General features: G+C 63.0%; 12 protein-coding genes, 4 tRNA genes and 1 pseudogene. 6 read left to right on the forward strand and 11 right to left on the reverse strand.

Translation table 11 applies throughout. The features are described 5' to 3' along the window. Window positions 1-173 (forward strand): annotated as a pseudogene (locus tag HR9077_RS22210) (IS4 family transposase); the annotation flags it as partial. Window positions 174-229: 56 nt separating this feature from the next. Here HR9077_RS22210 and HR9077_RS15630 read toward each other — a convergent pair. The 10 genes from HR9077_RS15630 to HR9077_RS15675 all read right to left on the reverse strand — a co-directional run bounded on the left by HR9077_RS15630 (window position 230) and on the right by HR9077_RS15675 (window position 9,465). Further along, entirely contained in the window at window positions 230-2,056 is a 1,827-nt protein-coding gene (locus HR9077_RS15630) for a SurA N-terminal domain-containing protein (RefSeq protein ID WP_136067947.1), read from the reverse strand. Between the two features lie 199 nt (window positions 2,057-2,255). After that, a complete protein-coding gene (locus HR9077_RS15635; protein ID WP_136067949.1) occupies window positions 2,256-2,528 on the reverse strand; it encodes an HU family DNA-binding protein in 273 nt (90 codons plus the stop codon). A gap of 178 nt (window positions 2,529-2,706) precedes the next feature. Then, window positions 2,707-5,115 (reverse strand): endopeptidase La, encoded by a 2,409-nt coding sequence (lon, locus tag HR9077_RS15640; protein ID WP_136067951.1) that lies wholly within the window; start codon window positions 5,113-5,115, stop codon window positions 2,707-2,709. Between the two features lie 155 nt (window positions 5,116-5,270). Further along, the gene (gene clpX, locus HR9077_RS15645) at window positions 5,271-6,548 is read right to left on the reverse strand and encodes an ATP-dependent Clp protease ATP-binding subunit ClpX (protein WP_136067953.1); all 1,278 of its coding nucleotides are present in this window, start codon (window positions 6,546-6,548) and stop codon (window positions 5,271-5,273) included. A gap of 69 nt (window positions 6,549-6,617) precedes the next feature. Then, window positions 6,618-7,238 carry an ATP-dependent Clp endopeptidase proteolytic subunit ClpP gene (gene clpP, locus HR9077_RS15650; protein WP_136067955.1) on the reverse strand — a complete coding sequence of 207 codons (621 nt, stop codon included), beginning with the start codon at window positions 7,236-7,238 and terminating at the stop codon, window positions 6,618-6,620. Between the two features lie 112 nt (window positions 7,239-7,350). Then, complete coding sequence (gene tig / locus HR9077_RS15655) at window positions 7,351-8,706, reverse strand: trigger factor (RefSeq protein ID WP_136067957.1); 1,356 nt, start codon at window positions 8,704-8,706, stop codon at window positions 7,351-7,353. Between the two features lie 296 nt (window positions 8,707-9,002). Further along, window positions 9,003-9,077, reverse strand: a tRNA-His gene (locus HR9077_RS15660). A gap of 30 nt (window positions 9,078-9,107) precedes the next feature. Further along, window positions 9,108-9,182 (reverse strand) — tRNA-His (locus tag HR9077_RS15665). A gap of 72 nt (window positions 9,183-9,254) precedes the next feature. Then, window positions 9,255-9,331 (reverse strand) — tRNA-Arg (locus tag HR9077_RS15670). A gap of 57 nt (window positions 9,332-9,388) precedes the next feature. Next, window positions 9,389-9,465 (reverse strand) — tRNA-Pro (locus HR9077_RS15675). Between the two features lie 229 nt (window positions 9,466-9,694). On the opposite strand from HR9077_RS15675, the gene folD reads away from it, so the two are divergent. The 5 genes from folD to HR9077_RS15700 all read left to right on the forward strand — a co-directional run bounded on the left by folD (window position 9,695) and on the right by HR9077_RS15700 (window position 14,683). Then, the gene (gene folD, locus HR9077_RS15680; protein ID WP_136067959.1) at window positions 9,695-10,558 is read left to right on the forward strand and encodes a bifunctional methylenetetrahydrofolate dehydrogenase/methenyltetrahydrofolate cyclohydrolase FolD; all 864 of its coding nucleotides are present in this window, start codon (window positions 9,695-9,697) and stop codon (window positions 10,556-10,558) included. 64 nt (window positions 10,559-10,622) lie between these two features. After that, entirely contained in the window at window positions 10,623-11,090 is a 468-nt protein-coding gene (locus HR9077_RS15685; RefSeq protein ID WP_136067961.1) for an S-ribosylhomocysteine lyase, read from the forward strand. 40 nt (window positions 11,091-11,130) lie between these two features. Continuing rightward, entirely contained in the window at window positions 11,131-11,856 is a 726-nt protein-coding gene (gene mtnN / locus HR9077_RS15690; protein ID WP_136067963.1) for a 5'-methylthioadenosine/S-adenosylhomocysteine nucleosidase, read from the forward strand. Window positions 11,857-12,102: 246 nt separating this feature from the next. Continuing rightward, window positions 12,103-13,320, forward strand: a complete 1,218-nt coding sequence (nosP, locus tag HR9077_RS15695) for a nitric oxide-sensing protein NosP (RefSeq protein WP_136067965.1) — start codon at window positions 12,103-12,105, stop codon at window positions 13,318-13,320. Continuing rightward, window positions 13,298-14,683 carry an ATP-binding response regulator gene (locus HR9077_RS15700; protein ID WP_244613296.1) on the forward strand — a complete coding sequence of 462 codons (1,386 nt, stop codon included), beginning with the start codon at window positions 13,298-13,300 and terminating at the stop codon, window positions 14,681-14,683. The genes nosP and HR9077_RS15700 overlap by 23 nt, the downstream gene beginning before the upstream one ends. On the opposite strand, the gene HR9077_RS15705 is transcribed toward HR9077_RS15700, so the two are convergent. Next, window positions 14,657-15,346: a response regulator gene (locus HR9077_RS15705; RefSeq protein ID WP_136067969.1), complete on the reverse strand. Its 690-nt coding sequence runs from the start codon at window positions 15,344-15,346 to the stop codon at window positions 14,657-14,659. The two genes, HR9077_RS15700 and HR9077_RS15705, sit on opposite strands and share 27 nt — an antisense overlap. Window positions 15,347-15,596 lie beyond the last annotated feature (250 nt).

The raw sequence follows: 15,596 nt of genomic DNA on the forward strand, positions 1-15,596 counted from the left end.
AGTTAACAGTCCTCCCCTGGGTCTCGCCGGGGCGTGTGCCCGGTGTGATCCAGTCGATGCTGGAGATGGCGCCTGCCTTCGTCTTGCCTGAGCGACGCGAGCGATCTTACCCCCGATCAGTCAGGCGTCGACCCCAGAAGTACCCGACCAAGAGAAATGCCAGTCAGCGTTAACTGACTGGCATTACGGCCGTAGCCGCGCCTTTTTCGCGAAACAGCCGGACTCGACCTCAGTGGCGCTCTATCTCGGCTTCATCGCGCAACGACTGCAACAGTCCCTGGATAGCCGCCTGGACACGCAGCCGCTCGGCCATCAGTGCACTGGCGCTGCTCGAGTCATCGGCGCCGAGCTCGCCTTCGCTCACCGAATCCAGAGCAATCAGGGCAACCCCTTGCGGCGCATCGGCCTTGCCGTAGGTCGTTCCCTCCGGCGACGGCCGGGGCAGGCGGAACGCCTGGGTCACCACGGCTTCCGGAACGCTATCGTCCACGCTGCGGCGCGTGACCGAGTCGACCACCGTCCAGTCCAGCGACGGCTGGCGACCGGCCTCGAGCGCCTCGGCCAGCTCCGTTGCGCGATCGCTGAGCGCCTGGTGAACAGCCTCGGCCTCGACCGCCGCCCTCACCTGACCACGCACTTCCTCGAGCGGCAGCGTGGTCGCTTCGCGATGATCCGCGACACGCAGGACCATGCGGCGCTGATCGTCGAGTTCGATGACGTCGCTATTGTATCCCTCCTCGAGCACGTCCGGCTGAAACGCGGCCTCCATGACCCCGGGCTCCGCCAGCACACCGCTGACGTCATTGCGTGACACCCAATCGCTGGAGTGCAGCTTCAGGCCCAGATCCTCGGCGACGCTCGCCAGGTCTTCAGCGGCAAAACTCTCGTCGATCAGTCGCTGAGCCAATTCGTTGAACCGATCCTGAGCCTGTTCCATGGCCGCCTGATCATGCAGTTCGCTGCGCATCTCGTCGAACGCCGGCAGATCGACTCCTGTCGCCTTGAGCAGGTGCAAGCCATTGTCGGTCTCGACGATGTCGGAAACCTGGCCCTGCTCCAGCGAGAAAGCCGCGTCTTCGAATTCCTCGCCGAAGAAACCGCGATTGATCACCCCCAGGGCGCCGCCCTTGCCCGCGGTAGTGGTGTCATCGGAATACTCATCGGCCAGTTGAGCGAAGTCTTCGCCGCCCTGCAACCGCTCGCGCACCTGCTGCAACCGCTGGCGAGCCTGCTCGCGTGTACGTTCGTCCCCGAAGCTGACCATGATGTGCGAGATGCGCCGCGGCGCCTGCGCCTGGCGTTCGGCATAGGCCGAGCGCAGTGCCTGCTCGTCGACCTCGATCCCCTCGGCAAGCGTCGCCTGATCGAGCACGACGTAATTCAGCTTGACCTGCTCGGGACGCTGGAACCGATCCTGATGCCGATCGTAATAGGCCTGGATGTCCTGCTCGTCGACGCTGACCGGGGCGTTGAGATCGTCGCGGCCAAGCGTGTAATAGCGGAAACTGCGACGCTGATTGCGCAGCGCGCTCAATTGGGCGCGTTCGCCGGGCAGCACGAACTCGCTGACCGCCAGGCCTTGCTGCACCTGCTGGCGCAGCAGATCGCGCTGCAGCTGCTGACGGAAGGACTGGGGCGTATAGCCTGCACTGCTCAACCGATTGCGGAAGATATCGGCCGAGAAGTTGCCGTCCTGGTCCTGAAACTCGGGCCGATTGACGATCATCCGATCGATCTGCTCACTGGAGATATACAACCCGCCCCGCTCGGCATACTGATCCAGCAACTGCTGGGTGATCAGCTGATCGGTAACCTGGTTGCGCAATTGACGCTCCTGGTCGGGGGGGACCTGACCGGAGCGGATGGCCCGCTGGACCTGCATCTCGACGGCCTGACGCGAGATCGACTCACCGTTGACCTCGGCAACATCATCACTGCTCTGCGAGAAGAGCCCGACGAGCGATTCGATGCCAAATAGCGCGAGAGTGACGATGACCGCCCCGACGATGACCTTGGCGGCCATACTTTGGGAACGGTCCCGGATATGTTGCAGCATGCTGGCCTCGGATAGCTTCTGTAACGAAAAAAGGCGCACCGCTTGTGCGGTGCGCCTGGCAACGGGGCCCGTATGGCAGCATCCGGCAAGATGGGATGCACAATGTCATGGCTCACTCTTCAGCGCCCTGAGAATCGCTGCCAGGCTCCGCGATAAATCTCGAAATTGACGAAACTCAATCGAAATCTAGTCTCGAGATTCAGTTGACCGAGTCCTTGAGCGCCTTGCCGGCCTTGAAGCTGGGAACCTTGGCCGCTTCGATATTGATCGGCTGACCGGTCTGCGGATTGCGACCCGTGCGTGCAGCGCGCTCCTTGACGGTGAAGGTACCGAAGCCAACCAGGGCTACGGAATCCCCTTTCTTCAGCGAATCGGACACAGTATCGATCATCGCGTCCAGCGCACGGCTGGCTGCCGCCTTGGGAATGTCGGCAGATGCGGCGATGGCTTCGATCAGCTCGGATTTATTCACACTTCACCCCTTGACTGTTTCTTCGGAAATTACTGGCAATCGGCCAATCTATCGGTGGCTACACACGATCACAGCAAAGCGCAATTTATAGCAATGCGGCAAAACTACTGTCAACCAACCATTGGGCCAAACCCCACCATGCCGGGTTTTTCAACCCGACATGATGAACGAATTATGCTTAATGTGTACTTACCATGCTGTGCGATGAAGCGGCATCCTCGAGTCTCTTGTCATCGCTTCCGCCTTCGGAAAGATCAATCAATGCAACATCGAGCACTTCATCGATCCAACGAACAGGCTTGATTTCCAGAGCGTCCTTGACATTATCCGGGACTTCTTTGAGGTCCCGGCGATTCTCCTCCGGAATTAGCACTGTCTTTATACCACCGCGACGTGCCGCCAGCAATTTCTCCTTGAGACCACCGATCGGCATGACCTCGCCCCGCAGGTTGACTTCACCGGTCATGGCCACGTCACAACGCACGGGCCGCTCGGTGTAGGCCGAAACCATGGCCGTCACCATGGCGATCCCGGCGCTCGGGCCATCCTTGGGAGTCGCTCCCTCGGGAACGTGGATATGCAGATCCTCTTTCTCGAAGCGCTCGGGATCGATGCCCATCGGTACCGCGCGGGCCCGGACCACGGTATGCGCCGCATCCACCGACTCCTTCATGACATCGCCCAACGAACCGGTCTTGTTGAGTCGCCCCTTGCCCGGCGTGACCACCGACTCGATATTGAGCAGCTCGCCCCCCACCGATGTCCACGCCAGGCCGGTGACCCGACCCACCTGGTTTTCCTGGTCGGCCAGGCCATAGCTGAAACGCCGCACCCCGGCATAGGCTTCGATGTCGTCACCGGCCAGCAGCTGCGGTGCCGAAGCCCCCTCCTTGCCTTCCTTCTCGAGGCGTTCGCGCAACACCTTGCGGCAGACCTTGGCGATCTGGCGCTCGAGCTCGCGCACGCCGGCCTCGCGCGTATAATAGCGGATCAGCTCGAGCAGCGACTCCGCGGAAAAGCTGAGCTCACCGTCCTTGAGGCCGTTGGCCTTGATCTGCTTGGGCACCAGGTAGCGCTCGGCGATGGCCAGCTTCTCGTCTTCGGTATAGCCCGGCAGCCGGATCACTTCCATGCGATCGAGCAACGGCCCGGGAATATTCATCGAATTGGCGGTGCAGATGAACATCACGTCCGACAGGTCGTAGTCCAGCTCGAGGTAATGATCGCTGAAGGTATCGTTCTGCTCGGGATCGAGCACTTCGAGCAGCGCCGATGACGGATCGCCGCGGAAGTCGGCGCCGATCTTGTCGACCTCATCGAGCAGGAACAGCGGGTTGCGGACACCGGCCTTGCTCATGCGCTGCACGACCTTGCCGGGCAGCGAGCCGATGTACGTCCGCCGATGGCCGCGGATTTCCGACTCGTCGCGCACCCCGCCCAGCGCCAGGCGAACGTACTTGCGGTTGGTCGCCCGGGCGATCGACTGGCCGAGCGAGGTCTTGCCGACGCCGGGCGGACCCACCAGGCAGAGCACGGGTCCCTTGAGCTTCTTGACGCGCTTCTGCACGGCCAGATACTCGAGGATCCGCTCCTTGACCTCTTCCAGGCCGTAGTGATCGGTATCGAGCACCTGCGCGGCATTGCCCAGATCGTGCTTGACGCGCGTCCGCTTCTTCCACGGCACGGCAACCAGCCAGTCGAGATAGGAACGCACGACGGTCGCCTCGGCCGAGGTCGGCGCCATCATCTTGAGCTTGTTGAGCTCCTGATTGGCCTTTTCGGCGGCCTCGGCCGGCATCCCCGACTCCTCGATCAGCTTCTCGTACTTCTCGGCCTCGTTGGGCACGTTCTCGAGCTCGCCCATCTCCTTCTGGATGGCCTTCATCTGCTCGTTGAGGTAGTACTCGCGCTGGGATTTCTCCATCTGCTCCTTGACCCGCGAGCGGATCCGCTTCTCGACCTGCAACAGGTCGATCTCGGATTCGATCAGCGCCATCAGGTGCTCGATGCGATCGCGCACCCGATCCATCTCGAGCAGTTCCTGCTTGTCGCCGATCTTCAGCGACAGATGGGCGCAGATGGTGTCGACCAGGCGACTCGGGTCCTCGATGCCCTGCAGCGAACCGAGCACCTCGTTGGGCACTTTCTTGGAGAGCTTGACGTATTGCTCGAACTGGTTGAGCAACACGCGCACCAGCGATTCCTGTTCTCGTTCGGACAGTGGCTGGCTCTCGCGCATCACCACGTGCGCGGTGCTGTAGCCGTCGTCGTTGTGGGTGACGTCCGTCACGTCGGCGCGGGAGGCGCCTTCGATCAGCACCTTGACGGTGCCGTCGGGCAGCTTGAGCAGCTGCATGATGTCGGCGACGGTCCCCACCGAAAACAGGTCGCCGGCGTCGGGATCGTCTTGCCCGGCCTCCCGCTGGGCAACGAGCAACACCCGCTTGTCGGCTTCCATTGCCGCCTCGAGAGCCTGGATCGACTTCTCGCGACCGACGAACAGAGGAATGACCATCTGCGGATAGACGACGACATCGCGCAGCGGCAGGAGGGGCAGAATGAAGGTCTCTTGGGTGTTCTGCTGCATTGCAGGCAGTCCTCACGAATCGGATGGTTGGGCCGCTGACGCGGCTCACGGCTGACACCAGTGATGGGGGCAAGCAGGACGCTTTGCAACCGCGGCAGCGGGCGTGCAGAAACGAAAAGGGGGCCTCAACGGGCCCCCGTCGCAACGAGAAGGGTTCAACCGTCCTTGTTGGCGACCTTGCTTTCTTCCTGCTGGGAGTAGATGAGCAGCGGCTCGCTCTCTCCCGCGATCACCGACTCGTCGATCACCACTTTGGTCACGCCATCCAGTGACGGTACCTCGTACATGGTATCGAGCAGCACCGACTCGAGAATCGAGCGCAACCCGCGAGCCCCGGTCTTGCGGGCCATCGCCTTGTGCGCCACCGCACGCAAGGCGTCTTCGCGGAAGTCGAGCTCGACGTTCTCCATCTCGAAGAGCTTGGCGTACTGCTTGATCAGCGAGTTCTTGGGCTCGGTGAGGATCTCGATCAAGGCATCCTCGGTCAGCTCGGTGAGGGTCGCAATCACCGGCAGGCGCCCCACGAACTCGGGGATCAGGCCGAACTTGACCAGGTCCTCGGGTTCCACTCTCGCCAGCACGTCACCGACGCCCTGCTCGGTGTCCTTGCTCTTGACCGAGGCGTTGAAGCCGATGCCGCCCTTCTCGGCGCGATCGCGGATCACCTTGTCCAGGCCGGCAAAGGCGCCGCCGACGATGAACAGGATATTGCCGGTATCGACCTGCAGAAACTCCTGCTGCGGATGCTTGCGCCCGCCCTGCGGCGGCACCGAGGCGGTCGTGCCTTCGATCAGCTTGAGCAGCGCCTGCTGGACCCCCTCGCCGGACACGTCGCGAGTGATCGACGGGTTGTCCGACTTGCGCGAGATCTTGTCGATCTCGTCGATGTAGACGATCCCCTTCTGCGCCTTCTCGACGTCGTAGTCGCACTTCTGAAGTAGCTTCTGGATGATGTTCTCGACATCCTCGCCCACGTAACCGGCTTCGGTCAGCGTCGTCGCGTCGGCGATGGTGAAGGGAACGTTGAGCAAGCGTGCCAGGGTCTCGGCCAGCAGCGTCTTGCCGCTACCGGTGGGCCCGATCAGCAGGATGTTCGACTTGCCGAGCTCGACCTCGTCCGACTTGACGCCGGCGCGCAGGCGCTTGTAGTGGTTGTAGACGGCCACGGACAGCACCATCTTGGCGCGATCCTGACCGATCACGTAATCGTCGAGGGTATTGCGGAGCTCGCGTGGAGCGGGCAGGCGATCCTCGTCACCCTCTGCGTCGGCCTCGAGGACTTCCTCGCGAATGATGTCGTTGCACAGGTCGACACATTCATCGCAGATGTAGACGGAAGGGCCTGCAATCAGCTTGCGCACCTCGTTCTGATTCTTGCCGCAGAACGAGCAGTACAGCAGCTTGCCCTCGTCTTTGCCTTTGCCGTCGGCCATTCGCGTACCTCTTTAGGGCAGGCGACCCGCCGCGGGCCGCCTTGATATGCATGGATAGAATTTACGCTATCAGGATGCCGGGCGCTTATCCAGCACCGCATCGACCAGGCCGTACTCTACCGCCTGGTTGCCGTCCATGAAGTTGTCACGGTCGGTATCCCTGGCGATGGTCTCGATGTCCTGTCCTGTATGATCGGCCAGAATGCGGTTGAGTTTATGGCGGATATTGAGAATCTCCTTGGTATGGATCTCGATATCCGAGGCCTGGCCCTGGTACCCGCCCAGCGGCTGATGGATCATCATCCGCGAATTGGGCAGGCAGAAGCGCTTATCCTTGGCACCGCCGGCCAGCAACAGCGCGCCCATGCTGGCTGCCTGACCCAGGCACACCGTGGAGACGTCGGGCTTGACGAACTGCATGGTGTCGTAGATCGACATGCCCGCCGTCACCGAACCGCCCGGCGAGTTGATGTACAGATGAATGTCCTTGTCCGGATTCTCGGACTCGAGGAACAGCAGCTGCGCAACCACCAGGTTGGCGGTGTAGTCTTCCACCGGCCCCACCAGGAAGATCACCCGCTCCTTGAGCAGGCGGGAGTATATGTCGTAGGAACGCTCGCCGCGCGCGCTCTGCTCGACCACCATGGGGACCAAGCCACCGGCGTTTTGTATATCGAACTCGTTGCCCATTGCGTGACTTCCTTAATCCGGTGATTGGAAAATCCAGCGCTACCCTAACCGAGCGCCTGCAGTGACTGGAGACCCGGCCGAAGCCGGGTCGTCGATCCCGGGCTGCCGCGGATCAGGCTTGCTGCGACGACTCGTCGTCGCTCTCGGCGTCTTCCTGGCCGCCCTGCTGCTGGGCAGCCTGTAGCGCTTCCTGGTAGGACATTTCCACGTCCTTAACCTGTGCCTGAGCGAGAAGCGTGTCAACCGCCTTCTCTTCGAGAACGGCCGACTTGACCTGATTCTTCATCTGCTCGTCCTTGAGGTAATATTCGATCACCTCGTCAGGCTGCTGATACTGCTGAGCGAGCTCCTCGACCTTGGCCTTGATCTCCTCGTCGCTGGCTTCGAGCTCATGCGTCTCGATCACCCTGGCGAGCAGCAGTCCTACCTGAACCCGGCTCCTGGCCTGGTCGGCAAACAGCTCATTGGGCAACTGGGAAACGTCGAAATCGTCGCCCAGACCGAACTGCTGGGCCGCCTGACGCTTGAGCGTATCGGTTTCCTGCTCGATCAGCGAAGCCGGTACGGGCACATCGTTGGCTTTCTGCAACGCCTCGAGCACCTGCTGCTTGACGCGATTGTCGACGGCCTGCTGGATCTCGCGCTGCATGTTGTTGCGCACTTCGTCACGGAACTTGTCCAGATCGCCCTCTTCGACACCGAAGCGCTGGATGAATTCCGCGTCCACTTCAGGCAGCTGCTGGGCGCTGACCTGGTCGACCTTGACCGCGAAGGTCGCCTCCTGGCCGGCCAGGTGCTCCGCCTGGTAGTCCTCGGGGAAGGTCACCTTGATGGTTTTCTCGTCGCCGGCCCTGGCCCCGATCAGTTGCTCTTCGAAGCCGGGGATGAAGCTATTGGAGCCGAGCACCAGCTCGTGGCCTTCGGCTTCGCCGCCTTCGAAAGGCTCGTCACCGAGATACCCCTTGAAGTCGATCTTGACCTGATCGCCTTCCGCCGCTTCACGCTCGACCGGCTCCCAGCTGGCGTTCTGCTTGCGCAGCGTTTCGATCATCTGGTCGATGTCGGCATCGGTGACTTCGGCGACCGGCCGCTCGACCTCGGCGCCCTCGATGGAGGCCAGCTCGATTTCCGGATAGATCTCCAGCGTGGCGACAAACTCCAGGTCCTTGCCCGCCTCGTTGATCGTCGGCTCGATGGAGGGATACCCGGCCGGATTGAGGCTCTGCTCGGTGATCGCCTTGACGTAGTTCTGGCGCATCAGCTCGCTGACCACCTCGTTGCGCACGTCGTGACCGTAGCGCTGCTTGACTACCGCCATCGGCACCCGGCCCTGGCGGAAGCCGTTCAGGCGTACGCGCTGGGCGGTGTCACGAAGACGTTCGCTAACAGCCTGATCGACCTCGTCGGCAGGTATTTGTACCGTGACGCGGCGTTCGATCTGTGAAGTCGTTTCGACGGAAACTTGCATGGATGGTCCTCTACCGACTAAGGCGTTTCGTTTGAAAGTATGTCAAAAGAGCTGGATTCTAAGAATCCCCGGGCGCGCTGGCAAGCACGACCAATGTGCCGGTTATGGTGACGCAGGGCGCACTTTACAAGGCCTGCAGCGGCAAATCGCCGTTCAACCTGGTCGCTTGCGCGAAGCTGGGCGCTCTGCATCGGACCCATCGGCGCAAACGGCCCATCACTAACCGGATGATACAGAGGAATCAGGGCGGGGAAAAAGAGACGAGATAACGTCGCACTGGACGACGACTTGCGAAATGGGGTGGATGATGGGGATCGAACCCACGACCACCGGAGCCACAATCCGGGGCTCTACCACTGAGCTACACCCACCACTTCGAAAGAGACGGCAGCAAGACGACATGGGGTGGATGATGGGGATCGAACCCACGACCACCGGAGCCACAATCCGGGGCTCTACCACTGAGCTACATCCACCATTGTCGCTTGTCATGCCTACGAGTCACTCGACCCGTCAGTGCGCTTTGCCGGACCTGACCAGCAACCGCCTGGCGCGCCCAGCAGGACTCGAACCTGCAACCTACGGCTTAGAAGGCCGTTGCTCTATCCGGTTGAGCTATGAGCGCCTATCGCCGAGGCCTTGACCAATCAAGCTGACGGCACCGCTTCCGGTCATCGCCAACTGGTCGGGGCAGAGGGATTTGAACCCCCGACATCCTGCTCCCAAAGCAGGCGCGCTACCAGACTGCGCTATGCCCCGCCGACGCTGAACACGGCCTTGACGCAGCCATAGGCCTCGTCAAGCGCTGCATATTCTACTCAAGACACGCCGCAGGTCAAGCCTTTAGCGCTCACCCCCGGGCAGGCCGCCGGCCTCGGGCGCTTTGACTGGAGACCGGAGCATGCGAAAATCGGCGCCCTTGCATCGCCGCCGTTTTCGTCGGCACCGCAGCCCGACCGTAGCCCGCATCAGTGCAAAGGAATCTTCGATGACCGCCCAATTGATCGATGGCAAGGCCATTGCCGCGCATGTCCGCCAACAGGTTGCTCGACGGGTCGCCGCCCGGCGCGAAACGGGGCATGGAGTGCCCGGCCTGGCCGTGGTCCTGGTCGGCGAAGATCCCGCCTCGGAGGTCTACGTGCGCAACAAGCATCGCGCCTGCGAGCAGGCCGGCATCCGTTCGTTTCAGCATGCCCTGCCCGCCGACATCAGCCAGCAGGAGCTCGAGCAGCTCGTCGACCGCCTCAACGCCGACCCCCGTGTCGACGGCATCCTCGTCCAGCTCCCGCTGCCGGCTCACCTCGACGAACGGCCGATCCTCGAACGCATTCGTCCCGACAAGGACGTCGACGGTTTTCACCCCTACAATCTCGGGCGCCTGGCGCAGCGCCTGCCGATGCTGCGCCCCTGCACGCCCAAGGGGGTGATGACCCTGCTTCAGGAGAGCGGCCTGGCGGTGCGTGGCCTGGATGCCACCATCGTCGGCGCGTCCAATATCGTCGGCCGGCCGATGGCGCTGGAGCTGATGCTTGCCGGCTCCACCACCACCGTGTGCCATCGCTTCACCCGCGACCTCAAGAACCACGTGCAGCGCGCCGATATACTGGTCGTGGCCGTCGGCAAGCCCGGCGTGGTGAGTGGCGAGTGGGTCAAGCCCGGCGCGATCGTCATCGACGTGGGCATCAATCGCCAGCCGGACGGCAGCCTCGTCGGCGATGTCGACTTCGCCAGCGCCGCCAGCCGCGCCAGCTACATCACCCCGGTGCCCGGCGGCGTCGGACCGATGACCGTGGCCTCGCTGCTCGAGAACACCCTCGATGCCGCCGAGCGGCATGATGCAATGCAAGATTGACGCCCTTTGGTTATAATTGCGCGCCTAATCTTTGCGACCATACAGCGACCAGCAGGAGTTCTGGATGAGCGACAAGCCGATGAACGTGGAAAGCTTCAATCTCGATCACACCAAGGTCAAGGCGCCCTACGTACGCCTGGCCGGCATCAAGACCGGCATCAACGGCGACGACATCCACAAGTACGACATGCGCATCTGCCAGCCCAACAAGGCCCACATGGAGATGCCCGCGCTGCACTCCCTGGAACACCTGATGGCCGAGCTGTCGCGCAACCACAGCGACAGGGTCGTCGACATCAGCCCGATGGGCTGCCAGACCGGCTTCTACATCGCGATGATCAATCACGACGACTACGACGACGTGCTCAACCTGATCGAAGGCACTCTCAAGGATGTCCTCGCCGCCGACGAGGTGCCCGCCTGCAACGAGATGCAGTGCGGCTGGGCGGCCAGCCATAGCCTGGAAGGCGCCAAGACCCTGGCGCGCGACTTTCTCGACAAGCGCGACGAATGGCACCGGGTTTTCGCCTGAGCCCGCCCTCCCCGCAAGTGACCCAAGGACAGCTCGACACATGCACAAGATAGGCATCATCGGTGCCATGGCCGAAGAGGTGGCTCGCCTGGCCTCGCTGCTCGAAGACCGCGAGACCCGCCGGCACGTCGGCTCGACCTTCCATGTCGGCCGGCTTCACGGCGTGGAAGTCGTGATCCTTCAATCCGGCATCGGCAAGGTCAACGCGGCGGTCGGCACCACCCTGCTGCTCGACATGTACCAGCCCGAGGTGATCATCAACACCGGATCGGCCGGCGGCTTCGGCAGCGATCTCGAGGTCGGCGACGTGGTCATTTCCAGCGAAGTGCGCCACCACGATGTCGACGCAGTGGTATTCGGCTACGAGCACGGCCAGGTGCCGTCCATGCCCGCCGCCTACCTGCCCGATCAGCGGCTGGTCAGCGTGGCCCGCGAGTGTATAGAGGAACTGGGGCATCTGCGCGTCCATGAAGGCCTGATCGCCACCGGCGACGCCTTCATGGCCTGCCCCGATGCCGTCGCGCTTACCCGCGGTCGTTTCCCGACCATGCTGGCTGCCGAGATGGAAGCGGCCGCCATCGCCCAGACATGCCACCTCTATGGCTGCCCGTTCGTGGTGATTCGCGCCCTGTCGGACATCGCCGGCAGGGAATCGAACGTTTCCTTCAAGGAGTTCATCGATCAGGCGGCGACCCACTCCGCGCAGATGGTCGAAGCGATGGTCAAGCGCCTGGGCACGACGCGCCACGCACCACAGCAGGCCTGAGCCGGGTCAGCACTAGCGGAAATGTTCATCGGTCTGGATCGGCAACGCCGCCTTGACTCCCTGAACCGGGTTGCAGGAAGCAAGAAGCGGCGCTTCGATCGTACGGCACCGCTCGCCGGCTGTTTCCGAGGCGGCTGTTCATGATGCCCGACATGCAATCGATGATTCATGCCGGAGCATTCGTTGTGACGGGGTCGAGCCAGGCATACACTGCCGAAAAACGCCAACGATGCGGCAGCCGCCACCATGCTCGATGCCTCCCCGAATGACATAGCGCCCCTCTCGCCTTACCGGGAAGTGAAGCCCGTGCGCACGGCCTGGTCCCTCCATCGCGACCCGCAACTGGCTGTCCGGGAGTTAGCCGACGGACTGCAGCATGCCCACCTGGGCGCGGTGCTGTTCTTCTGCAGTACCGAATATCCGCTGGATGCGCTGGGGCATGCACTCGATGAGACATTCCCGCATGTACCGGTGAGTGGCTGTACCACCGCGGGGGAAATCACCCCCACCGGCTACGGGCGGGGATGCGTGGTCGCCATTGGCTTCGACCGGCGTTTCTTCACCGTTGCCCCGACATTGATCGCCGACCTGGAATCCTTCGATCTGTTACGGGCACAATGCCTGGTAGACAAGCTGCTCGGCGAGTGCCGGCGGCAATCGACGGTGTCCGCTTCCGATCACAGCTTCGCCCTGACCCTGCTCGACGGACTTTCGAGCAGCGAGGAGCAGGTATTGGCCACGCTGGATGCCGCACTCGGCAACATTCCCAGTTTCGGCGGGTCGGCGGGCGATGACAATCGCCTCGCTCATACCTACGTCTATCATCGGGGGCATTTCCACAGTCAGGCGGCGGTTGTGGTGATGATCACCACGCCATTGCCGTTCGAAGTCTTCAGCACGCACCACCTGCGCCCGTGCGCCGAGAAACTGGTGGTCACCGCCGCGGATCGGCACCAACGCACCGTACACGAGCTCAATGCCGCACCGGCGGCCGGAGAATACGCCCGGCTGGTCGGGCGCGAGGTAGCGCGGCTGAGTGAAGCCGATTTCGCCCAACATCCCCTGGCGGTGCGTATTGGCGAGCGATTCTACGCACGCTCCATCCAGCGGATCCATGCGGACGGCAGCCTGACCTTCTATTGTGCGGTGGAGAACGGCATCGTCCTGACCGCCATGCGACCGACGCCGATCCTGGCCGACCTCGAACAGGTACTCACCGAGCTCGAATCACGTCTCGGGCCGCCGACGCTGATCATCGGTTGCGACTGTTTCCTGCGCCGCCTGGCCATCGAAGCGCTCGGCGAAGCGCAATCGGCCTCGGAGCTGTTGCGCCGGTGGCGTGCGATCGGCTTCAACACCTACGGGGAACAGCACCATGGCATGCACATCAACCAGACCTTTACCGGTGTCGCTATTGGCCATCCCCGACCCGACGCAACAGATGGCGCCAGCCACGGCGCGTGAGCAGGCGCTGGTCGACGAGAACCGCCGCCTGCGCAAGGTGTGCGCGGCGCTGATCGAACGCGTCGAGTCGAGTGGCGCCGCCGAGGGTGCGCCTTATGCCGCCTTCGAACACGCCGTGCTGCTTGCAGAGCAGGTACGCGAGCGAACCGAGACACTGCATCACACCCTCGATGAGCTCGGCCAGGTGAATGCCCAGTTGCGAGAGGAGATCCACAATCGCGCCTCGGCGGAGCAGCGATTGATCGAAGCCAAGCAGGAAGCCGAGGCGGCCAACTCGTCCAAGACCCGGTTTCTCGCTGCCGTCAGCCATGATCTGCTGCAGCCATTGAACGCCGCCCGACTGTTCGCCAGTGCCCTGGGCGAGCACCGGGTGCCCGAGGACGCTCGGCATCTGGTCGAGCACCTCGGCCGCTCGCTCAAGGATGTCGAGACCCTGCTGGGTACCCTGGTGGATATCTCACGGCTGGATGCCGGGGTTCTCAAGGCCGATGTGGCGCCTTTCGAAGCCGCCGACCTGCTCGACATGCTGGCCCATGAATATCAGCAGATTGCTGCCTCGCAGGGACTGGCCCTGCACTACGTGCGCAGCGGAGCCGTGATCGACTCCGACCTGCAGCTGTTGGCGCGGGTGGTGCGTAATTTTCTCACCAATGCCATCCGCTATACCGCCAGGGGCCATGTTCTGCTGGGCTGTCGCCGGCGGGCGGGAGGTCTGGAAATCTGCGTCGGCGATACAGGCCCGGGCATCCCCGAAGACCAGCGCAAAGCGATCTTCCTGGAATTCCGGCGCGCCGAAAATCGCCGTGTCGACCAGGATCGTGGCCTGGGGCTCGGCCTGGCCATCGTCGACCGCATCACCTCGATGCTCGACCACCCCGTGGGGCTGGCATCCAGGCCCGGTCGAGGCTCGCTGTTCTCGGTACTGGTCCCCTACGCGCATCGGCCCGCAGGGAAGCGTGTCCAGGCAGTGACCGAAGCCATGCCGGATGACGAACCGCTATCCGGCCGAACGATATGGGTCATCGATGACGACCTGGCCATTCGCGAGGGCATGCAGGCGCTGCTGGGAAGCTGGGGATGCCGGGTCATGGCGGCGCGCGGTCCCGGGGTACTGGAAGGCGAGACCGCATCACCGGACGTACTGATCGTCGACTATCATCTCGACGATGGCGATCCGGACGGACTGGAGACGGCGAGCCGGCTGCACGAGCGCTGGCCCGGCCTGCCGGTACTGGTGATCACGGCCAATCATGATGCCGCGCTCAAGCACCGCGCCCGCATGCGGGGATTCGGCTGGCTGCTCAAGCCGGTCAAACCGCTGCGCCTGAAGATGCAGCTACTCAGCCTGCTCGAGAGGACGTGAACCGAGCCCTGCCGACGCCTCGCCCACAGGGGCAAGGTGCTGCTCGTGGGCGGTCAGAATCGCCTGGACCCGACTGCTCACCCCGAGCTTGCCCAGGATCGCGGAAACATGCGTCTTGACCGTGGTTTCGGCAATCATCAACTCGCGGGCAATATGCTTGTTGGATTTTCCCTGCGACATCCGCGCCAGAACCTCGCGCTGCTTGGCGGTCAATGGCGTCAGGCCAAGCGCTTTCGTCGCCTCCGGCCGCGGAGCCGACGATGGCCGGCGCAGCAGATCGGCCGGTAGATAAACCCGCCCTTCCAAGACCTGCCGCAGCGCCGCCAGCAATTCCTGACGGGGTGTCGACTTGGGAATATAGCCGACCGCACCGAGGTTGAGCGCTTCCAGTACCGTCTCGCGGCCCTGCTCGGCGGAAATGATCGCGACCGGCAGCCAGGGCAACTGCTCGCGCAGCCGGACCAGGCCATCGAGCCCCTCGCTGTCGGGCAAGCTCAAGTCGAACAACAGCAGGTCGATCTCTTCGTGCGCGGCGGCATCGCGTAGCGTCTGGGCCAGGGTCGCGGCCTGGAGGATGGTGGTGTCGGGCAAGGCAGCGGCAATGGCGTCGACCATCGCTTCGCGGAACATGGGGTGATCGTCGGCGATCAGCAGGGTATGCATGGCGCTCGCTCCGTTTCGCCTCCTCCCAACGGAGGAGGCGCTCTCCTGCCTCGGAAGGATGTCCCGCCTCGGGCATCTGACCAAGACTGACACAGAGTCACCCATAACGATAACATCCGCAACAGGAGCACGCGCCATGATCTACGCCAACCCCGGAAGCGACGGCAGCGTCGTCGGCTTCGAGAAACGCTATGGCAATTACATCGGCGGCGAGTTCGTCGCCCCGGTCAAGGGCCAGTACTTCGACAAC

It is taken from the genome of Modicisalibacter radicis, assembly GCF_900961225.1.
Lineage (GTDB): Bacteria > Pseudomonadota > Gammaproteobacteria > Pseudomonadales > Halomonadaceae > Modicisalibacter.